Source organism: Streptomyces zhaozhouensis (genome assembly GCF_900230195.1).
In the GTDB taxonomy this organism is placed as follows: Bacteria; Actinomycetota; Actinomycetes; order Streptomycetales; family Streptomycetaceae; genus Streptomyces; species Streptomyces zhaozhouensis.
On record NZ_OCNE01000024.1, the window covers coordinates 73,695 to 91,326 of the forward strand.

Annotated in this window: 14 protein-coding genes; 4 read left to right on the forward strand and 10 right to left on the reverse strand. The window is 74.3% G+C overall.

The window, feature by feature from the left end:
• The first annotated feature begins 77 nt into the window (after window positions 1-77).
• Window positions 78-1,337 (forward strand): epoxide hydrolase family protein, encoded by a 1,260-nt coding sequence (locus tag CRP51_RS25185; protein ID WP_097233631.1) that lies wholly within the window; start codon window positions 78-80, stop codon window positions 1,335-1,337.
• On the opposite strand, the gene CRP51_RS25190 is transcribed toward CRP51_RS25185, so the two are convergent.
• From CRP51_RS25190 to CRP51_RS25205, 4 genes are read right to left on the reverse strand one after another with little or no spacing between them, the layout of a single operon-like run.
• Window positions 1,323-2,189, reverse strand: coding sequence for a 1,4-dihydroxy-6-naphtoate synthase (locus CRP51_RS25190; RefSeq protein ID WP_097233632.1), 867 nt, complete (start codon window positions 2,187-2,189; stop codon window positions 1,323-1,325). The two genes, CRP51_RS25185 and CRP51_RS25190, sit on opposite strands and share 15 nt — an antisense overlap.
• Window positions 2,173-2,892 (reverse strand): futalosine hydrolase, encoded by a 720-nt coding sequence (locus CRP51_RS25195; protein ID WP_097233633.1) that lies wholly within the window; start codon window positions 2,890-2,892, stop codon window positions 2,173-2,175. Before CRP51_RS25195 ends, CRP51_RS25190 begins: the two co-directional genes overlap by 17 nt.
• A gap of 23 nt (window positions 2,893-2,915) precedes the next feature.
• Entirely contained in the window at window positions 2,916-3,494 is a 579-nt protein-coding gene (locus CRP51_RS25200) for a hypothetical protein (RefSeq protein ID WP_097233634.1), read from the reverse strand.
• A gap of 27 nt (window positions 3,495-3,521) precedes the next feature.
• Window positions 3,522-4,901: an MFS transporter gene (locus tag CRP51_RS25205; RefSeq protein ID WP_170970671.1), complete on the reverse strand. Its 1,380-nt coding sequence runs from the start codon at window positions 4,899-4,901 to the stop codon at window positions 3,522-3,524.
• Between the two features lie 601 nt (window positions 4,902-5,502).
• Between CRP51_RS25205 and CRP51_RS25210 the strand changes: the two genes are divergently transcribed.
• Window positions 5,503-6,273: a DUF3027 domain-containing protein gene (locus tag CRP51_RS25210; protein WP_097233635.1), complete on the forward strand. Its 771-nt coding sequence runs from the start codon at window positions 5,503-5,505 to the stop codon at window positions 6,271-6,273.
• Window positions 6,274-6,328: 55 nt separating this feature from the next.
• Here CRP51_RS25210 and CRP51_RS25215 read toward each other — a convergent pair whose 3' ends face one another.
• Window positions 6,329-7,048: a sulfite exporter TauE/SafE family protein gene (locus CRP51_RS25215; RefSeq protein ID WP_212615991.1), complete on the reverse strand. Its 720-nt coding sequence runs from the start codon at window positions 7,046-7,048 to the stop codon at window positions 6,329-6,331.
• A 114-nt stretch (window positions 7,049-7,162) separates the two neighbouring features.
• On the opposite strand from CRP51_RS25215, the gene CRP51_RS25220 reads away from it, so the two are divergent.
• Together CRP51_RS25220 and CRP51_RS25225 are read left to right on the forward strand one after the other, a co-directional pair.
• Entirely contained in the window at window positions 7,163-10,339 is a 3,177-nt protein-coding gene (locus tag CRP51_RS25220; protein WP_245880797.1) for a sacsin N-terminal ATP-binding-like domain-containing protein, read from the forward strand.
• A complete protein-coding gene (locus CRP51_RS25225; RefSeq protein ID WP_097233636.1) occupies window positions 10,327-11,211 on the forward strand; it encodes an endo alpha-1,4 polygalactosaminidase in 885 nt (294 codons plus the stop codon). The genes CRP51_RS25220 and CRP51_RS25225 overlap by 13 nt, the downstream gene beginning before the upstream one ends.
• 33 nt (window positions 11,212-11,244) lie before the next feature.
• Here the strand turns inward: CRP51_RS25225 and bla are convergent, their stop codons facing one another.
• The 5 genes from bla to CRP51_RS25250 all read right to left on the reverse strand — a co-directional run.
• Window positions 11,245-12,222 carry a class A beta-lactamase gene (gene bla, locus CRP51_RS25230; protein WP_097233637.1) on the reverse strand — a complete coding sequence of 326 codons (978 nt, stop codon included), beginning with the start codon at window positions 12,220-12,222 and terminating at the stop codon, window positions 11,245-11,247.
• Between the two features lie 160 nt (window positions 12,223-12,382).
• On the reverse strand, window positions 12,383-12,571 hold the full coding sequence (locus tag CRP51_RS25235; RefSeq protein WP_097233638.1) for a DUF397 domain-containing protein: 189 nt from the start codon (window positions 12,569-12,571) through the stop codon (window positions 12,383-12,385).
• Window positions 12,572-12,583: 12 nt separating this feature from the next.
• A complete protein-coding gene (locus tag CRP51_RS25240; protein ID WP_097233639.1) occupies window positions 12,584-12,982 on the reverse strand; it encodes a DUF5753 domain-containing protein in 399 nt (132 codons plus the stop codon).
• An 87-nt stretch (window positions 12,983-13,069) separates the two neighbouring features.
• Entirely contained in the window at window positions 13,070-13,738 is a 669-nt protein-coding gene (locus CRP51_RS25245) for a hypothetical protein (protein WP_097233640.1), read from the reverse strand.
• A gap of 36 nt (window positions 13,739-13,774) precedes the next feature.
• On the reverse strand, window positions 13,775-17,632 hold a 3,858-nt coding region (locus CRP51_RS25250; protein ID WP_097233641.1), incomplete at its 5' end, for a DUF6531 domain-containing protein.

Sequence of the window (17,632 nt, forward strand, 5' to 3'; positions counted from 1 at the left end):
GCGTCGCGCCCTCGCGAAGATCCAAACGAGGCGACCTAGGACAGGAACCGTCCGAACCCGCGCCTAGCGTGCCCGCCATGAACGACACCGAGTCCGTGACCCCCTTCCGCGTGGCCGTCCCCCAGGACGCGCTCGACGAGCTGAACCGACGCCTGGCCGCCACCCGTTGGCCCGAGCAACTGCCCGGCACCGGGTGGGAGCGCGGCGTGCCGCTCGGCTACCTGAGGGAGCTGGCCGCCCACTGGGGCGGGGCCTTCGACTGGCGGGCCAGGGAGGCGGAGCTGAACGCGCGCCCCCAGTTCGTCACCACCGTCGAGGGGCAGCCGCTGCACCTGATCCATGTCCGCTCCCCGCACCCGGAGGCCACCCCGCTGTTGCTGCTCCACGGCTGGCCCGGCACCTGTGCCGACTACCTCGACGTCATCGACCCGCTGACGGACCCGACGGCACACGGCGGGGAGGCGGCCGAGGCGCACCACCTGGTGATCCCCTCGCTGCCCGGCTTCGGCTACTCCACGCCCCTGGCCGCGCCCGGCACCGGGCCGGGGCGCATGGCCGAGCTGCTGCTGGGGCTGATGAGCCGGCTGGGCTACGAGCGGTTCGGCGTCCAGGGGTACGACACCGGCTCCTGGGTGGCGCCCGAGATCGCGTGCCGCGCCCCGGAACGGGTCGTGGGCGTTCATCTGAACGCGGCGATCAGCTTCCCCGCCGGCGTCGACGGCGAGCTGGACGGCCTCGGTGAGGCCGACCGGGCCCGGTGGGCGCGGATGAACGACTTCAACGACGGCTACCTCCAGTGCAACAGCAAGCGGCCGGCCACCGTCGGCTACGCGCTGACGGACTCCCCCGTGGGGCAACTCGCCTGGATCGTCGAGAAGTTCAAGGAACTGTCCGAGCCCGGCAGAGAACTGCCGGAGGAGAGCATCGACCGTGACCGCCTCCTGACCACGGTCGCGCTCTTCTGGTTCACCGGCAGCGCCACCTCGGCCGCGCAGGTCTACTACGAGTCCGTCTCCGCCGCCGACTGGTCCGAGGCCGCCGACTGGCCTGAGGCCGCCGACTGGCCCGACGGAGCAGGAGCGGAGGACAGGGCGGGCGAGGGCGACGGCGAGGGGGGTTGGTCCCCGCCCGATCCCCCCGCCGTGCCCACGGCGTTCCTGCTCTCCGCGCACGACGTCACCGTCCGCCCCTGGGCCGAGCGCGACCACCGGGTGGTGCGCTGGACGGAGCTGGGCGCCGGCGGCCACTTCCTCGCCATGGAACGGCCGGAGCTGCTGGTCGCCGACGTGCGCGCGTTCTTCCGCACGCTCGGCCGAACCGCCTCAGCCCGCCGGTGACAGCGGCGCGGTGGCCGGTACGAGACCGGCCGCCGCGGCCCGGCCCAGCAGTGCGTCGATCGCCGCGTGGCCGCTGACGCCCAGGTCGCGCGTGTACTCGTTGACGTAGAGCCCGATATGGGCGTCGGCCACCGCCGGGTCCATCTCCTGCGCGTGCGCCAGCACATGCTTCCGGCTGGCCGAGGGGTCCGCCCACGCGTGGTCCACCGAGGAGCGGATCGCCTCCGCGACGGCCGCCAGCCGTTCCCCGCCCAGCGAGCGGCGCCCCACGATCGCGCCCAGCGGGATCGGGTGCCCCGTCGTGGTCTCCCAGTACTCGCCCATGTCGGCCAACCGCCGCAGCCCGTACGCCTGGAACGTGAAACGCGCCTCGTGGATCACCAGACCGGCGTCCACCCGGCCGTCCCGCACCGCCGGCATGATCTCCGCGAACGGCAGCACCACGACCTCGCCGACCCCGCCGGGCACCAGGTCGGCGGCCCAGAGTCGGAAGAGCAGATACGCCGTCGACCGTTCGCTGGGCACGGCGACCGTCCGGCCCGCCAGCCCGGCCGGCGAGGTCGCGCCGCCCTCCGCAGTCAGCACCAGCGGCCCGCAGCCACGGCCGAGCGCGCCGCCGCACGGCAGCAGCGCGTACTCGTCCCGCACATAGGGCAGCACCGCGTAGGAGACCTTCAGCAGGTCGCCCTCGCCGCGCTCCGCCCGCCCGTTGGTGACGTCGATGTCCGCGTAGTCCACGGTCACGTCCGGCGTGCCGGGCAGCAGCCCGTGCGTCCAGGCGTGGAAGACGAAGGTGTCGTTGGGGCAGGGCGAGTAGGTCAGGGTCAGCGGCCGGTCATCCGTGCTGCTCATGGGGTTGCTGCCTCCACTTCTCGACCGCGGGCCCCGCGGCGGCGAACGCGTCCGTCAGCGCGCGCAGCGCGGCGGGGATGCGCCAGGCCGCGCGGTCCCGTGGGCCCACGGGGTTGGACACGGTGCGGATCTCCAGCACCGCGAGTCGGTGGGCGGCGGCGGCCGTCGCCACGCCGTGGCCCTCCATCGCCTCGGCGGCGGCGCCGGGATGGCGCCCGGCCAGCGTCGCGGCCCGCTCGGCCGTGCCCGTCGCGGTGGCGACCGTCAGCACCGGGCCCAGCACCCCGCCCGTGGCCTCGGCCACCGCCTCGGCCAGCCCCTCGGGCGGCCGGTGGCTGACCCGGCCGAAGCCCAGCTCGGCCAGGTCGACGAAGCCGTCCTGGCTCTCCGCGCCCAGGTCGGCGGCGATCAGCGCCGAGCCGACCACCGTGTCCCCCACGTCGGCGACCGGCGCGAACCCGCCGCCGATGCCGGCCGCCACCACCAGGTCGTAACGGCCGGGCGCCACCGCCAGCACCGTCGCCGTGCCGGCCGCGGCCGCCGCCGGGCCCACGCCCACGGCCACCGCGTCCCACGCCGGGCCCCGGTGCAGCGTCAGCCCGGTCGGCAGGGTGAACGCGTCGGGCGGCGCGCCCGTCGCCAGCGTGACCGCGTCCCGCTCGGCGGGCACCGCGGTCACCACCAACGCCCGCGTGCGGTCCATCGGTTCGCGTGCGGCGGCGATGCTCAGTCGCCCGGGGTGAGTGTCACGTTCCAGATGCCCTCGACGCTGCCGTAGAGGTTCTCCTGGAACTCCTCCTCCGTCTGCGAGGACCAGATCGTCTCGATGTCGTAGTCCTCGCGCACCTGCGCCACGCTCAGCCGCAGGTCCTCGGCGACCGGCGGCGCGCCGGGCGTCGCCTGCTGCTGCACCATCTGGAAGAGCTGGTCGCTCGGGAAGCTGCGGTAGGTGCCGGTGAACGGCTCGGCGCGGTACAGCTGGTCGTTGACGAAGAGCAGCCAGCCCTCCTCGGCGACATCGGCGTCCACACCGATCCGGAACGTGTCGCCCGGCGTGCTGGAGAACGTGGCGCGGTTGTCGTCGGTGGAGAAGCACTCCAGCGCGCGCTCGGCGCCGAGCGCCTCGCCGTGGCCGTAGCAGTCGCTCGCGGTCTCCTTGGACGAGCTGCTGCTGTCCAGCGTGAAGTGCGCGTTGGGCGAGGGCTTCTCACACGCCGACAGCACGAGGACGCCCAGCGAAACGGTGCCGAGGGCGAGCGTCGTACGGATGGCCCGGCGGCCCCGGTTCCTGGCGATGGCAGTCATGCCAGGCAGATTACCGGCCGATACCGGTCACCTGACGCGCGGGTGCGGCGAGCCGCGTCTCGCCGTCGCCAGCAGGCCCCGCACGCTGAGTCCGGCACCCAGCAGGACCAGGGCCGCCGCCACCCCCATGCCCAGCGGTCCGACCAGCGGCAGCGAGATCCCGATCGCGCCGCCCAGCACCCACGACATCTGGAGCGTCGTCTCCGACCTGGCGAACGCCGAGGTGCGCACCACCTCCGGCACGTCCCGCTGGACCAACGCGTCCAGCGCCAGCTTCCCCAACGCCTGACAGACGCCGGCGGCGGCGCAGACCGCGATCACCGTCACCGCCAGATAGCTGACGGTCGCGGTGACGGTGGTGCCGACCGCGACCACCAGCACGGCCAGCAGGATCAGCTCGGGGGAACGTTCCCGCAGCCAGTTGCCCAGGACGTTGCCCAGCCCGTTGCCGACGCCGGCGGCGACACCCACCAGGCCGAGGGAGAGCGCGGCGCTCAGCCCCGGCAGCGGCTCGCCGCGCAGCAGGAACGCCATGAAGAAGAGGAGGAAGCCGGAGAGCGCCCGCAGCGCGGCGTTCGCCACCAGCGCCTTCAGCACCGGGGAGTCCCCGACCCTGGGCAGGAACCCCCTGCGCCGGCCCTCGTCCCCGCCCTGACCGGAGCGCACCTGCGCCAACTCGGCCAGGTGCGCGGTCCGCTCGCCCTTCGCCAGGTCGACGCGGCCGGGCAGCCGGAACGACATCAGCGCGCCGACGACCGTGATCGCGCAGGCGGCGTAGAGCGGCCAGCGCTCGCCGATCGCGTTGAGCGCCAGCCCGACGGGCGCCATCGCGCCGGCCGACAGCAGGCCGGTGAGCGTGATCCGGGCGTTCGCCTTCACCAGCGAGATCCGCGGCGGCAGCAGCCGGGGCACCACCGCCGCCCGCACGATGTTGTACGCCTTCGAACAGACCATCACGCCGAGCGCCGCCGGATACAGCTCAAGCCCGCCCGTCACCACGGCGCTCGCGATGACCAGCGCCAACATGCCGCGCGCCAGCAGCGCGCCGGCCATCGCCGCGCGCCTGCCGTGCGGCACCCGGTCCAGCAGCGGCCCGATCACCGGCGCCAGCAGGATGAACGGGGCCATGGTGACGGCCAGATAGAGCGCGACCCGGCCGCGTGCCTCGTCGGTCGGGACGGAGAAGAAGATGGTGGAGGCCAGCGCGAAGGTGATCAGCATGTCGCCGGCGGAGTGCACGGCGTGCAGCTCGATCAGCTTCGCCATGCCGGACTCGCCCGCGCCGTGCGCGTGCGTCACGCGGCGCACCCGGCGCGTGACGAGGCGCGGGGGCGCCAGGAACGCGCGCCCCAGCGCCCGGCCGGTGCGCACGATCGCTCCGGCCCGGTGTTCGGTCCCCGAGTCCAACTGGCCGCCGGCAGTCACAGCGCAAGCGTAAGGCCCTCCGGGCGGGGGTTGGCCGACTACTCACGTGCGTGGCTTGAGTGGGTTGTCGTCCTCGGCCCGGCGTGTGGTTGCTCGCGCAGTTCCCCGCGCCCCTGTACTGGTGGTGGGCGGCTTGGGGGCGCGGGTGTGCGGGCGACCATGGTGCGGTGCTGGCCGGGTGGGTTGTCGTCCTCGGCTCGGTGTGTGGTTGCTCGCGCAGTTCCCCGCGCCCCTTCCACGCCGGTGGGCGGCTTGGGGGCGCGGGGAACTGCGCGGTGCGTTCGTGGCGGCGTGCAGACGACCACGGTGCCGCACCGGCCAGGTGGGTTGTCGGCCTCACCCCGGTGCGTTCGTGGCGGCGTGCAGACGACCACGGTGCCGCACCGGCCAGGTGGGTTGTCGGCCTCCGCACCAGAACCCGTGCGCGTCGCGTCCACCCCGTGCGATAGCGTGGCCGACGGCGCGCCTGGCCTCGATGAGTGCGACGTCGCAGCGGTCCCGGTGTCCGCTCCGTCGGCTTCCTTCGCCCAGCGAGGCGCCCGCCTCGATCAACGCGGTAGGAGAGTTGCCTGTGAGTGCTGGGATGCGAAGCCGGACGCCCGACCGGCTGTGCGCCGAAGCGGTGGAGCTGGCCCGCGACGCGGCCGCGCAGGCGGCCCACCCGCACCCGCTCGGCGAACACCTGGGGATGGTCGCCGAGGGAGAGCGGCTGGTCACCCACTTCTTCGCCAGCGAGATGCCCGGCTACGCGGGCTGGCGTTGGGGCGTCACCGTCGCGCGTGCCTCCCGCGCCCGCTACGCCACGGTCGACGAGGTGGCGCTCACCCCGGGGCCCGGGGCGCTGCTCGCGCCGGACTGGGTGCCGTGGAGCGAGCGGCTCCGCCCGGGCGACCTCGGCCCCGGCGACCTGTTGCCGGCCGAGGGCGACGACCCCCGTCTGGAGCCTGGCTTCGGCGCGGGCGACCCCGTGTCGGTCGACGACGACGAGGACGGCGAGCGACCCGAGCGCGGCACCGTGCGCGACGTCGCGGGCGAACTGGGCCTTGGCCGCAGCCGGGTGCTCTCCCTCCAGGGGCTGCGGGAGGCCGCCGACCGCTGGGACGAGGAGTTCGGCGCGGCCACCCAGATGGCGCAGGCCGCGCCCGCCTCGTGCGTCAGCTGCGGCTTTCTCCTCCCGCTGGCCGGCAGCCTGCGGCAGGCGTTCGGGGTCTGCGGCAACGAGTTCGCGCCGGCCGACGGCCGCGTGGTCTCCCTCGCCTACGGCTGCGGCGCGCACTCGGAGGCCGCCGAGGCGCCCAAGCACCAGGCGCCGCCGCCTCCGGTGATCGACGAGATGGGCGCCGACCCGCTGTAGCGCACGCGTACCAGGCGGCCCCGTCGTTGGAGTCGTTCGGAGTCGTTGGAGTCGGTCAGAGGAGGGCGCGTAGCACCAGGCTCACGCCGGCCAGCGCCACCACGGCCAGCAGCAGCCTCCGCAGCGCGCCCGCGTCGATCCGCCGTCGCAGCACGCGGCCGAGCAGAAAGCCGGACACCACCAGCGGCGTCGCCGCCAGCCCGTAGCCGACCTGACGCCCGTCCAACTCGCCGGCCACCAGCAGCGCGCCCAGCGAGATCGCGCCGCCCAGCAGGAAGAACGCCGCCAGCGTCGCCCGCACCCGCGCCGGCGGCTCGTGCTGGTAGAGCAGCGCCACCGGCGGGCCCCCGATCGACGTCGCCGTGCCCGTCACCCCCGCCAGCAGCCCGACCGTCGTCAGGGACCACGGGCCGATCGCCACCCGCATCCGCCACAGCGAGGCGGCGACCGCGAGCAGCACCATCACCCCCACCACCCCGGCCAGCGCGCCCGGGTCCAGCCGCGCGACCAGCCACGCGCCGAGCAGCGACCCCGGCACCCGCGCCGGAAGCGCCCACGCCAACCCGCGCCAGTCCACGTCCCGCCACTCGCTGACCATCCCCAACGAGGGCAGCACCAGCGAGGTGATCAGCAGGCCGCCCGGCAGCAGCGAGGGTTCTACCAGGGCCAGCGTCGGCGCGGCCAGCAGCCCGAGGCCCAGGCCGATGCCGCTCTGGAGGGTGGAGCCGGCGAACACCGCGCAGCCCATCAGGAACAGGGTGGATATGTCGGTCACAGGACCCCGAACGTAGCACCCGCCACCGACAGCGCGTCCGGCGCCCGGCCTCCGCGCCGGCGGACAAGCGGCCCGGGGGCCCGTCGTCAGTGGACGGCGATAGTGTCTGGCGTTGTGACCACCGACCACGCGTATGACCCGTACTCCGGACTGCCCGACCCGTTCGACACCGAGCGGCTCCGGCGGCGTGTGCTGCGCGCCTGGCGGGACTCGCCGGCCAGGTTCCGGGAGGACGCCAACGCCGAGGAGGACCTCGCGCGCGGCGGTTACCGCGACCGGCTGGTCGTCGAGTTGGCGCAGAACGCGGCGGACGCGGCGCAACGCGCCGGCCAGCCGGGACGGTTGCTGCTGACCCTGCGCGACGGGGTGCTCTCGGCGGCGAACACGGGCACCCCGGTGGACGCCGCCGGCGTCGAGTCGCTGTCCACGCTGCGCGCCTCGGCGAAGCGCGGCGGTTCCGGCGTCGGCCGGTTCGGCGTCGGGTTCGCCGCCACGCTCGCGGTCACGGACCGCCCGGAGATCGCGGGGGAGGCCGGCGGGGTGCGCTGGTCGCTCGGCGAGGCGGCCGAGATGGCGCGCGAGATCGGGGAGGAGCTGCCGGAGCTCCAGGCCGAGTTGGACCGCAGGGCGGGGGAGCGGCACGCCGTTCCGCTGCTGCGGCTGCCGTTGCCGCTGGCCGAGTTCGACCTGCCCGAGGGGTTCGACACGGTCGTCACCATGCCACTGCGCGACGCGGCGGCCGAGGACCTCGCCGACCGGCTGCTGGCGGCCGTCGACGACACGCTGCTGCTGTCGCTGCCAGATCTCGTCGAGGTCGTGCTGGACACCCCGTCGGGTAAACGCGCGCTGACCCGCAGGCAGTTCGGCCCCTACACGCAGATCACCGAGGAGCCGGGGCCGGCCGGCAGCGCGGTGCGCTCCACCCGTTGGCGGGTGGCCACGCAGTCCGGCGAGGCGGACGAGGCGCTGCTGGCGGACCGTCCCCTGGAGGAGCGGGAGCGTCGTCACTGGTCGCTGACCTGGGCGGTGCCGGTGGACGCCGAGGGCGCGCCGTCCCCGCCGACGAGCGCGGCCGTGCTGCACGCGCCCACGCCGACCGACGACACGCTGGGTCTGCCGGCGCTGCTGATCGGCAGCTTCCCGCTGGAGCCGACGCGGCGCCACGTGGCGGACGGCCCGCTCACCGACTTCCTGCTGGCGCGGGCCGCCGAGGGGTACGCGGCGCTGCTGGCCGACTGGCGGCCGGTGACCCCGGAGATCCTGTCGCTGGTGCCGGGGCCGCTGGGCCGGGGCGAGTTGGACGGCAGGCTGCGGGAGCTGGTGCTCGACCTGCTGCCGGGGACCGCGTTCCTGCCGAGCGCGGCGGCCGGCGCCGCCCCGCCGGAGCCCGTCGAGCCGGCCGGGTCCGGCGAGGAGGACGCCGAGCAGGGGCCGCCGGCGGCGCTGCGTCCCACCGAGGCGGAGCTGGTGGAGCGGGCGGGCGTCGACACGGTCGCCGTGCTCTCCGAGCTGTTCCCGGGGCTGCTGCCCGCCGGGCTCGAACGCCGTGCCGAGCTGCGGGTGTTGGAGGTCGAGCGGGTCTCGCTCGGCGAGATCATCGAGCGGCTGGCCGGCGTGGACCGCCCGCCCGGCTGGTGGTGGCGGCTGTACGAGTCGCTGCTGGGCGTCGATCCCGACCTGCTCACCGGCCTTCCGGTGCCGCTCGCCGACGGCAGGACGACCGTCGGGCCGCTGCGGGTGCTGCTGCCGTCGGCCGGCACCGAGCCGGCGGAGTTGGGGCGCCTGGGGCTGAAGGTGGCCCACCCGGAGGCGGCGCACCCGCTGCTGGAGAAGCTGGGCGCCGCGCCCGCCACGCCCCGCGCGGTGCTGGACACCCCGCAGGTGCGGCACGCGGTGGCGGCCTCGGCCGACCTGGAGATCTGGGACGAGGACGCCCCGCCGGCCGCCGAGCTGGCCGGCACGGTGCTGGCCCTGGTCCGCGAGGCGGACCTCGGGCCCGGCGACGAGCCGTGGCTGGCGGCGCTGGCGCTGCCGGACGAGACGGGCGAGCTGACGCCGGCCGGCGAGCTGGTGCTGCCGGACAGCCCGTTCCAACAGGTCATCAGGCCCGACGAGTTGACGGCCTGCGACGCCGACCTGGTCGAGGAGTGGGGCGAACGCGTGCTGACCGCCGTCGGCGTGCAGGCGGACTTCGTGCTGGTCCGCGCCGCCGACGTGGTGCTGGACCCGGACGAGCTGGAGCCGCGCGACGGCTCCTACGCGGAGCCCGACGACGTCGGCCTGCTGGACTCGGTCGACGTCTGGTGCGAGGACGTGCTGGACGCGCTGCCGGACGCCGCGCTGCCGCCGGTCGCCGCCGAGGTGGTCGCGGTGCGGGACCTGGAGCTGGTGGACGACGAGCGCTGGCCGAGGGTACTGGAGCTGCTGGGCCGTTCCCCGCTGCGCGAGGCGCTGACCGCCAGGGTGCGGGTGCGGATGCCGGACGGCACGGTGGAGACCGCCCGTTCCTACACCGCGTGGTGGCTGCGCGGCGCGCCGGTGCTGGACGGCCGGCGGCCCGCCGGGCTGCGCTCGGCTGACGGGGACCCGCTGCTGGCCGGGCTCTACGAGGACGCGGACACCGCGCGGGCCGACGAGGAGGTGCTGCGCGCGCTGGGCGTGCGGACCACGGCCGCCGCGCTGCTGGCCGAGCCGGGCGGCGCCGCCGAGTTGCTGTCCCGGCTGGGAGACCCGGAGCTCCCGGTCTCCGCCTGGCAGTTGCACGGGCTCTACGGGCTGCTGGCCGACCTGGACCCGGAGGCGGTCACCCTGCCGGACACGCTGCGCGCGGTGGTCGACGGCGAGGTGCGGGTGGTGCACGCGGGCGAGGCGCTGGTCGCCGACGCCCCCGACCTGCTGCCGCTGGCGGGCGGCCGGCCGCTGCTGCCGGTGCCGCCGGAGGCGGCGGCGGAGCTGGCAGCCGTGCTCGACGTGCGGCTGCTGTCCGCCGCGCTGCCGGCCGAGCCGCCGGCGGGCGGGGTGGTGCGCGAGGTGCCGGCCAGCGCACGGGAGTTGCTGGGGGACGGCGCTCCGACCGAGTACCACGAGCACGAGGACGGCCTGGTGATCGACGGCGAGGAGGTGGACTGGCGGCTCACCCCGGCCGGCGAGCTGCACGCCGCCACCTTCGAGGGGCTGGCCGCCGGCCTGGCCTGGTCCACCGGGCAGTGGCCGCGCCGTTTCGAGCTGGCCGCGCTGCTGGAGGACCCGGACCGCGCGGGCGAGCTGGAGACGGCCCGATGGTTCGACTGACGGCCGGCGCCCGCGGCCGGACGGGGGCGCTTCTCGCCGGCTCGCTGCTGCTACTGGCCGGCTGCTCGTCGTCCTCGGACGAGCCCGTGCCCCCGGAGTCCGAAACCGAGGGGACGTCCTCGGAGTCCCCGGAGTCCGAGACTGCCGACGGCTCGTCGTCGGAGCGCGCCGCCGACTGGTGGCGGCCGGAGGCCGGGCTGGACTGGCAGTGGCAGCTGACCGGCCCGCTCGACCTCGAACTGCCCGTCCCCGTCTACGACATCGACGCCTTCGAGAGCGGCGCCGACGACGTCGCCGCGCTCCACGACCGCGACGTGCGGGTCATCTGCTACGTCAACGCCGGCGCCTGGGAGGACTTCCGCCCCGACGCCGACGCCTTCCCCGAGGAGCTGCTGGGCGAGGGGAACGGCTGGCCCGGCGAACGCTGGCTCGACATCCGCGCGTTGGACGTCCTCGGGCCGCTGCTCGCCGAGCGCTTCGACCTCTGCGTCGAGAAGGGCTTCGACGCCGTCGAGCCCGACCTGCTCGACGGCTACCAGAACGAGACGGGCTTCCCGCTGACGGCCGACGACCAGCTGGCGTTCAACCGCATGGTCGCCGAGCTGGCCCACGAGCGCGGGCTGGCCGTCGGTCTGAAGAACGACCTCGACCAGATCCCCGAGCTGGTCGACGAGTTCGACTTCGCGGTCAACGAGGAGTGCGCGGCGCACGACGAGTGCGAGCTGCTCACCCCGTTCATCGAGGCCGACAAGCCGGTCTTCCACGTCGAGTACGAGCTGGCCGCCGAGGAGTTCTGCCCGGACACCACCCGGCTCGGGCTCAGCTCCCTCGCCAAGAACTGGGACCTGGACGCCTGGCGCGAGACCTGCTGACGGCGCGCGGCGCGCCGGGACCGGCGGCCCGCGTCACCCCTCGTCGGCCTCCAGCCGGCCCAGGGCCGTGACCGCGGCGGTCGCCGCCCGCGCGATCAACGCGTCGTCGCGCTCGGCGTCCTCCTCGTCGCGGCTGGAGAGCACCGCCAGCACGATCGGATCGCCGCCGTCGTCCGGCCAGACCACGGCGATGTTGTTGCGCCCGCCGTAGCCGGCGCTGCCGCTCTTGTCCGCCACCGTCCACTCGGCCGGCAGGCCGGCCCGCACCAGGGTGCCGCCCGTGGTGTTGGTCTCCATCCACTGCCGCAGCAGATGGCGTTCCCGCTCGCCCAGCGCGTCCGCCAACAGCAGCGCCCGCAGGTCCTCGGCCATCGCGCGGGGGGTGCTGGTGTCGCGGGTGTCGCCGGGCGTCGCCTCGTTCAGCTCCGGCTCGTACCGCGACACCTCCGTGGTGTCGTCGCCCATCTCCCGCAGCGCCTCCTGGAGGCCGGCGGGGCCGCCGACGGCCTCCAGCAGCAGGTTGGCCGCCGTGTTGTCGCTGTACCAGAGGGTGGCGGCGCTCAGCTGGCTCAGGCTCATCCCGGAGTCGACGAAGTTCTCCGTCACCGGCGAGTAGTCGACCAGCTCGTCCTCCGTGTAGTCGACCACCTCCTCGACGCCGGCCGTCCCGTACTCGTCGAGCACCGCGCCGACCAGCAGCGCCTTGAACGCGGAGGCGTACGCGAACCGTTCCCCGTCCCGGTGGGCGACCTCCGCCCCCGTGCCGGTGTCCAGGGCGTACACCCCGAGCCGCGCGTCGAACTCGCCCTCCAGCGCCTCGAACTCCGCGGCCGCCTCGGCCAACGCGGCCTCGCCCGGCGCCTCGTCCTGGCGCGCGTCGGCCGTCGCCGACCCGGCCGCCGGCTCGTCGTCCTCCGTCCCGCACGCGGCGAGCGTGCCCAGCAGGCCCAGCGCCGCGACCCCGGCGACCACGACCCGCCCGGGGCGTCCTTCGCGAACCGACAGCCTCATCCGTTCCCTCCCAGTTTCCGCGTGAGCGGCCCGCCCCCCGGTCCCCCGCCGGCGGCGGCGCGTTGATCTCTCCTCACCGTACCTTCGACCTGCGACAACCCACGGCCCCGGGCGCGTGGGGCGCCCGGGGCCGGCTAGTACAGGGGGTTCCGCGTGGCGGTCAGGACCGCTTGAGGGTCCCGAGCCAGGTGGTGAGTTGGGTGCGGGGGAAGTGGAGGTGAGGGGCGTCGGGGGTTTTGCTGTCGCGGATGGCGATGGTGTCGTCCGCCAGCTCGGCGATCTGCACGCACTCGCCGCCCGCGTCGCTGTAGGAGGAGGTCCGCCAGGGGGTCCGGGGCGATCCGTTCATCACAGGGGTGCCTTATCCAGGTTGCTCGGCAAGGGCCTTGGCGAGCAGCTCCGTGGAATCCTCCGGCGAGAGTGCCATCTGGCTCAGATCGTCGAACATCGCGACCAACGTCGCCACATCGCCTTCGTCGCTGATCGTATAGCCGCCCAACGGACTGTCGAAGCATCCCAACGGAGGGTCCTGCGAGGGGTCCTCGAAGTGCAGTGTCAGGAAGTTGCTCGTCGTCCCACCGAAGCCACTGCGGTCGGTGGGCAGCACCTGGAGCGTGACGTTCTCCTTCATGGAGAACTCGTGCAGCTTGGCCAGCTGCTGCTTGAACACCTGCGGACCGCCGACCGCCAGGCCGAGAGTGGTCTCCGGGATCACCGCGTGCAGCCGCAGCGGCCGGTCGTCTCGGCGAAGCGGCTCCACTGACGGGCGACCGCCGACCCGCGACGGCCGCCACCCCCCACGGCGTGGACGAGGGCGTGCGCCGCTCCCCGGAAAGGCGCGGACGGCTCAGGCGCTCGGCGCCGCTTCCCGCAGGGCGGCGTCCTGCTCGGCCGTCAGCTCCAGGTCCGTCTCCTCGGCCAGCGCCCGCAGCAGCACGGCCAGCCGGTCCCCGCGCGGCACTCCGCCGGTCCGCAACGCCTCGACCGCGTCGGCCGCCAACTCGGCGCCGGCCCCCGGCGCGTCGCAGAGCGCCGCCAGCACCATCCCGGCGGCGGCGCGCGGCCCGCCGTCCCACTCCAGATCCGCGCGGAGCGTGCGGAAGACCGCACGCGGGTCCGCGTACCGGTCGACGAACGGCACGCCGCGCTCCCGGTAGAGACGGAGGAACGCGTCCACGGTCCGCTCGACGCCGGCCGCGTCCCCCATGTACCAGACGGTGCGTGCCCCCGGCTCCGGCGAGTAGAGCGGCGCGGCGAGCGTCAGGTTGGTCGACCTGGCGGACTGCTTGTCGAGGAAGTGCTTCTTCAGCAGCAGTTCGACCGCGTCGTGCCGCACCCCGACGGTCGGGATGACACCGCTTTCCCCGGACTCGGCATCATGGCTCAGCGGCATGAACAGCCCGGCCTGCACGCCGGGCGCGACCTTCCGGAAGAAGTGCCCCCGGGCGCGCTTGCGGAAGCCCAGTGGCGCGAAGACCTCGGCGAACCGCGTGTGGAAGTCGTCGGAGATGCTCATGGGGCCTTCCTCGGGGATGTCGTTCTGCCGCGTCTCTCAGGGGTAACGGATGACCTGCACGCTGGTACCCGCGGGGATCAGCGTGCCCCGAGGCGCGCCGACGCCAGCGAGCCGGTCGCTCGTCACCGTACCGCCGGTCGTGGGGAGGCGCGGGTAGACGATGCGCTGGTTGCGCGTGAAGGGGGCGCGTGCACCGTTCTTCACCTCGATCAGCACCAGCTGTCCCTGCGGGTCGCGGGCCACGATGTCGACGTACGCGTTGATGCCAGGTGCCCCGTTGGCCTGGATACGCACCTCCTTGGCCACCACGGTGTGGCCACTGGCCCGCAGGTCCGCCTCGGCGCGCCGGATGCCGGCCCGGCCCTTGAGCACGTAGGCGATGCCACCGGCCAGGCCGAACGGGTCCAGCCAGATCAACGGGTTGGGCACATAGCCGAAGTGGTGGGGCCCGGGCACCAGACCCCAGGGGTCGGGGCTGAGATAGCGCGCGGTCGCCGGGTCGTAGTAGCGGTGGACGTTGTAGTGCAGCCCGCTCTCCGTGTCGAGTGACTGTCCGGGGAAGCGCAGGGGGCAGTCCAGGGCGCCCTCGTCGGCCCGCTCGCCCGTGGGCAGGCCCCAGAGCGTGGCCGCCGGCGCGCGCCAGGCGACCGCGCCGTCCGGGGCCAGCAGCTCGGTCGGGGTGCCGACCAGATCGCTGACGATCGCGTGGAAGCGTTGGTCGACCTCGTCCGGGGACAGCGTGACCCGGTCGAGCTGGGCGACCGGGCGCTGATCGCCGGGGCTCCACTCCCAGGTGGTCACCCGTTCCCCCGCCTTCGCCAGCGCACCCGCCCCGCCGGGGACGACGGTCCGCTGCTCGGCCAGCACGGTGTCGTCCCAGACGTAGGTGACGCGCTCGACCTCCGAGCCGTCCCGGGCCAGTCTCCGCTTGCTGATCCGTCGGCCGAACGGGTCGTAGCCGTAGGCCCAGCGGGTGCCGTCCGGGGTGGTCAGCTCGGTGAGCTGGTTCTCCGCGTTCCAGTGGTGGTGCCAGGTCTCCGTGTCGCCGGACGCGGTGTGCCGGACGCGTTCGACGACCCGGCCCTCGGCGTCGTTGACGTAGCCGAACGAGCCCTCCCGCAGCAGCAGGGTGCCGTGCACCTCACGCGGGGACGCGCTCTCGGCGGCGACGTTCCCGGAGGCGTCCCAGGCGTAGGACTCCAGCACGGTGCCGTCGCCGTCGCGGACGACCCGTACCCGTCCGTTCTCGTCGAGGTCGAAACGACGTTCCGTGCCCTGGGGTTGGCGCAGCGCGGTCGGCGTCCCGTCGCCCCGGTACTCCCAGGAGCGCCGACCGCCGGCGAACCGCTGCTCGGTCAGCAGATGGTCGGCGTTCCAGTGCTGTTCCAGCACCGGCCCGAGCGCGGTGGACAGCCCGGTCGGCCGCGCCGCCCGGTCGTGTCGGAACTCCAGGGCGTGCCCGGCCAGGGTGAGCGCCGTCGGCCGGTCGGCCGGATCGTGCGACCAGAGGCTGACCGCGCCGGACGGCGTCTCCCGCCGCCTCCTGCGCCCCGTCGCGTCCCAGCCGAGCCGCAGCGTCCGCCCGTTCGTGGTCTCCTCTGTCAGACGGCCCAGCGCGTCCCTCACCAGCGTCATCGTGGCGGTGGCGTTCCGCGCCGCCACGATCCGGCCCATCGGGTCGTACGCGAAGGTGGCGGCGACGCCGTGGCCGGTCCGCTCGACCATGTTCCCCAGCGGGTCGTAGCGGTAACCGACCGCCTCACCCGCACCGTTGACCCGCTCCGTCAACTGCCCGGCGGCATCCCAGCGGTAGTGCACGGAGCGGCCGTTGACGTCGGTCTCCCGCACCAGGCTCCCGGCGGCGTCGTAGGCGTAGCGCCAGGCGAGGCCCGCCGGGTCGAGGATCTCGGTGACCCGCAACTCGGTGTCGTGCCTGAACTCCCGCCGGCCGCCCGCCGGATCGACGCGTGCCGTGATCCGGCCGAAGGGACCGAACTCCTGGCGGTGGGTCAGCCCTGCCGCGTCGACGTGGAGCAGTTGGTTTCCGTCGGGATCGTACTCCCAGCGCTCGGTCTCGCCACCGGGGTGCGTGCGGGAGGCGAGCCGACGCTCGGGCGTCCAACCGAGCGTGGTCACCCCACCCACCGGGTCGACCACCTCCACCAGTCGGCCCAACGGGTCGTAGCGGTAGCGGATCGTGCCGCCCAGGGGGTCGGTGACCTCGACCGGCTGCCCGGTGCCGTCGCAACGCACCCGGTGAACCTCGCCGACGGCGTCCACCACGCCGTTCAACGAGCCGTCGTCGTCCCAGGTGTAGTGCTCCGTCACGCCCAGCGGGTTGGTACTGCCGGTGAGTCGTCCGAGAGCGTCGTAGGTGTGGTGATGGCGCGTGCCGTCGGGGTTGACGACCACCGTCGGTCGGCCGGGGCCGTCGTACTCCGCCGTGACCGTGGTGCCGTCGGGGCGTTCGACCGAGACCAGGCAGCCCTCGTCGTTCCAGCCGTAGCGGGTGGTGCGGCCCAACGGGTCGGTGCGGGCGAGGAGACGGTCGTAGCGGTCCCACTCGTTGCGCGTCACCCCGTCCAGCGGGTCGGTCACGGCGACCACCTGCCCCCGCTCGTTGTAGCGGTACTCGGTGGGCTGCCCCGCCGAGTCCAGGGCGACGGTCACTCGTGCCTCACGGTCGTGGCGGAGGACGGCGGAGAGGAACCCGTCCGAGCCCTCCGCCCGTTGGCAGCGTCCTTCCTCGTCGTAGGAGTAGGAATAGCGGCTGCCGGTGCGGTCGGCCCAGCCGGCGATGCGGCCGGCGCCGTCGTAGGTCATCCGGAGCGGAAGGCCGGAGGAGTTGAACACCTCGGTCAGGCGGCCCAGGGGGTCGTAGCCGTAGCGCATCAGGGTCTCGCCGGTCGCGGGGGCGCTCAGCGCGGTGATCCGGTGGCCGTCGGTCTCCACCGCGAGGTGGTACCCGCCGCTGTGCCGCACCCCGGTGGGGGCGCCGTCCTGCCCGTACTCGAACGTGACGCGCTGGCCGTCGCGCGCCACGACCTCGCTGATCGGAAGGATCAGCGTCTCGAAGACCCCTTGCCAGGCCGGCCCGCCACCCGGCCGGAACACCAGCGACCGCCGCTCCTCGGGGATCTCGATCAGCATCTCACCGTCGGCCGTCCCGTCCCAGGTCAACGGCCAGCGGGGGCCCTCCTTCGGCAGCGTGGGCACTCCGGGCTCGGGGACCGGATACCCCAGCACCACGCCGTCGGGCGCCGCGTAGCGCACCCCGTCGGCCTCGATTTCCAGGCGCTGGTCGAAGGTGGACGACCAGGACGGCCCGAACCACCGCCCGCACCGGTAGGACGAAACATGCGCGCGCTCCACCTCCAGCGGCAGCGTGCCCGGTAACTCGACGTCCCGGATCAGCATGACGACGTCGCCACTGACCACGTCCACGGGGTCGCCGCAGGTGAAGCGGTTGAGCAACTCGACCGCGTTGCCACGGAGATTGGCGGCGCCGCGCGAGAGGCTGGTCCCGATGCCCCGCAGCCCGCCGGCCACCCCGCGCAGTCCGGCGCGCGCCGCGCCGAGCCCGCCGCGGAGTCCGCGGGCGAGGCCGCCGAGCGTCGTGAGTCCCTTCAGGCCGGGGATGCAGTCGAGCGCGGCGAAGGCGACGTCGAGGAGTCCGGCCTTGCCCTGGGCGAACTTGATGAGGGTGTCGGCGAGCACGACGACGGCGGCGGCCAGGACGACCCAGGCGAGGGGGCCGCCGATGATCATGACGACGACGCCGAGGACGGCGACGATGACCTTGCAGATCTCGACGAGGGTGTCCCAGGCGTCGGAGAACCACTCGATGAGCTTTTCCCACCACTTCTTGTTCTGGATGCCGGCGTCGGAGGCCTC

Bases quoted from the DNA above. Each gene is read 5' to 3' on its own strand.
- CRP51_RS25185 (WP_097233631.1), top strand. From the start codon at position 78: ATGAACGACACCGAGTCCGTGACCCCCTTCCGCGTGGCCGTCCCCCAG.
- CRP51_RS25190 (WP_097233632.1), bottom strand. From the start codon at position 2,189: ATGAGCAGCACGGATGACCGGCCGCTGACCCTGACCTACTCGCCCTGC.
- CRP51_RS25195 (WP_097233633.1), bottom strand. From the start codon at position 2,892: ATGGACCGCACGCGGGCGTTGGTGGTGACCGCGGTGCCCGCCGAGCGG.
- CRP51_RS25200 (WP_097233634.1), bottom strand. From the start codon at position 3,494: ATGACTGCCATCGCCAGGAACCGGGGCCGCCGGGCCATCCGTACGACG.
- CRP51_RS25210 (WP_097233635.1), top strand. From the start codon at position 5,503: ATGCGAAGCCGGACGCCCGACCGGCTGTGCGCCGAAGCGGTGGAGCTG.
- CRP51_RS25225 (WP_097233636.1), top strand. From the start codon at position 10,327: ATGGTTCGACTGACGGCCGGCGCCCGCGGCCGGACGGGGGCGCTTCTC.
- bla (WP_097233637.1), bottom strand. From the start codon at position 12,222: ATGAGGCTGTCGGTTCGCGAAGGACGCCCCGGGCGGGTCGTGGTCGCC.
- CRP51_RS25235 (WP_097233638.1), bottom strand. From the start codon at position 12,571: ATGAACGGATCGCCCCGGACCCCCTGGCGGACCTCCTCCTACAGCGAC.
- CRP51_RS25245 (WP_097233640.1), bottom strand. From the start codon at position 13,738: ATGAGCATCTCCGACGACTTCCACACGCGGTTCGCCGAGGTCTTCGCG.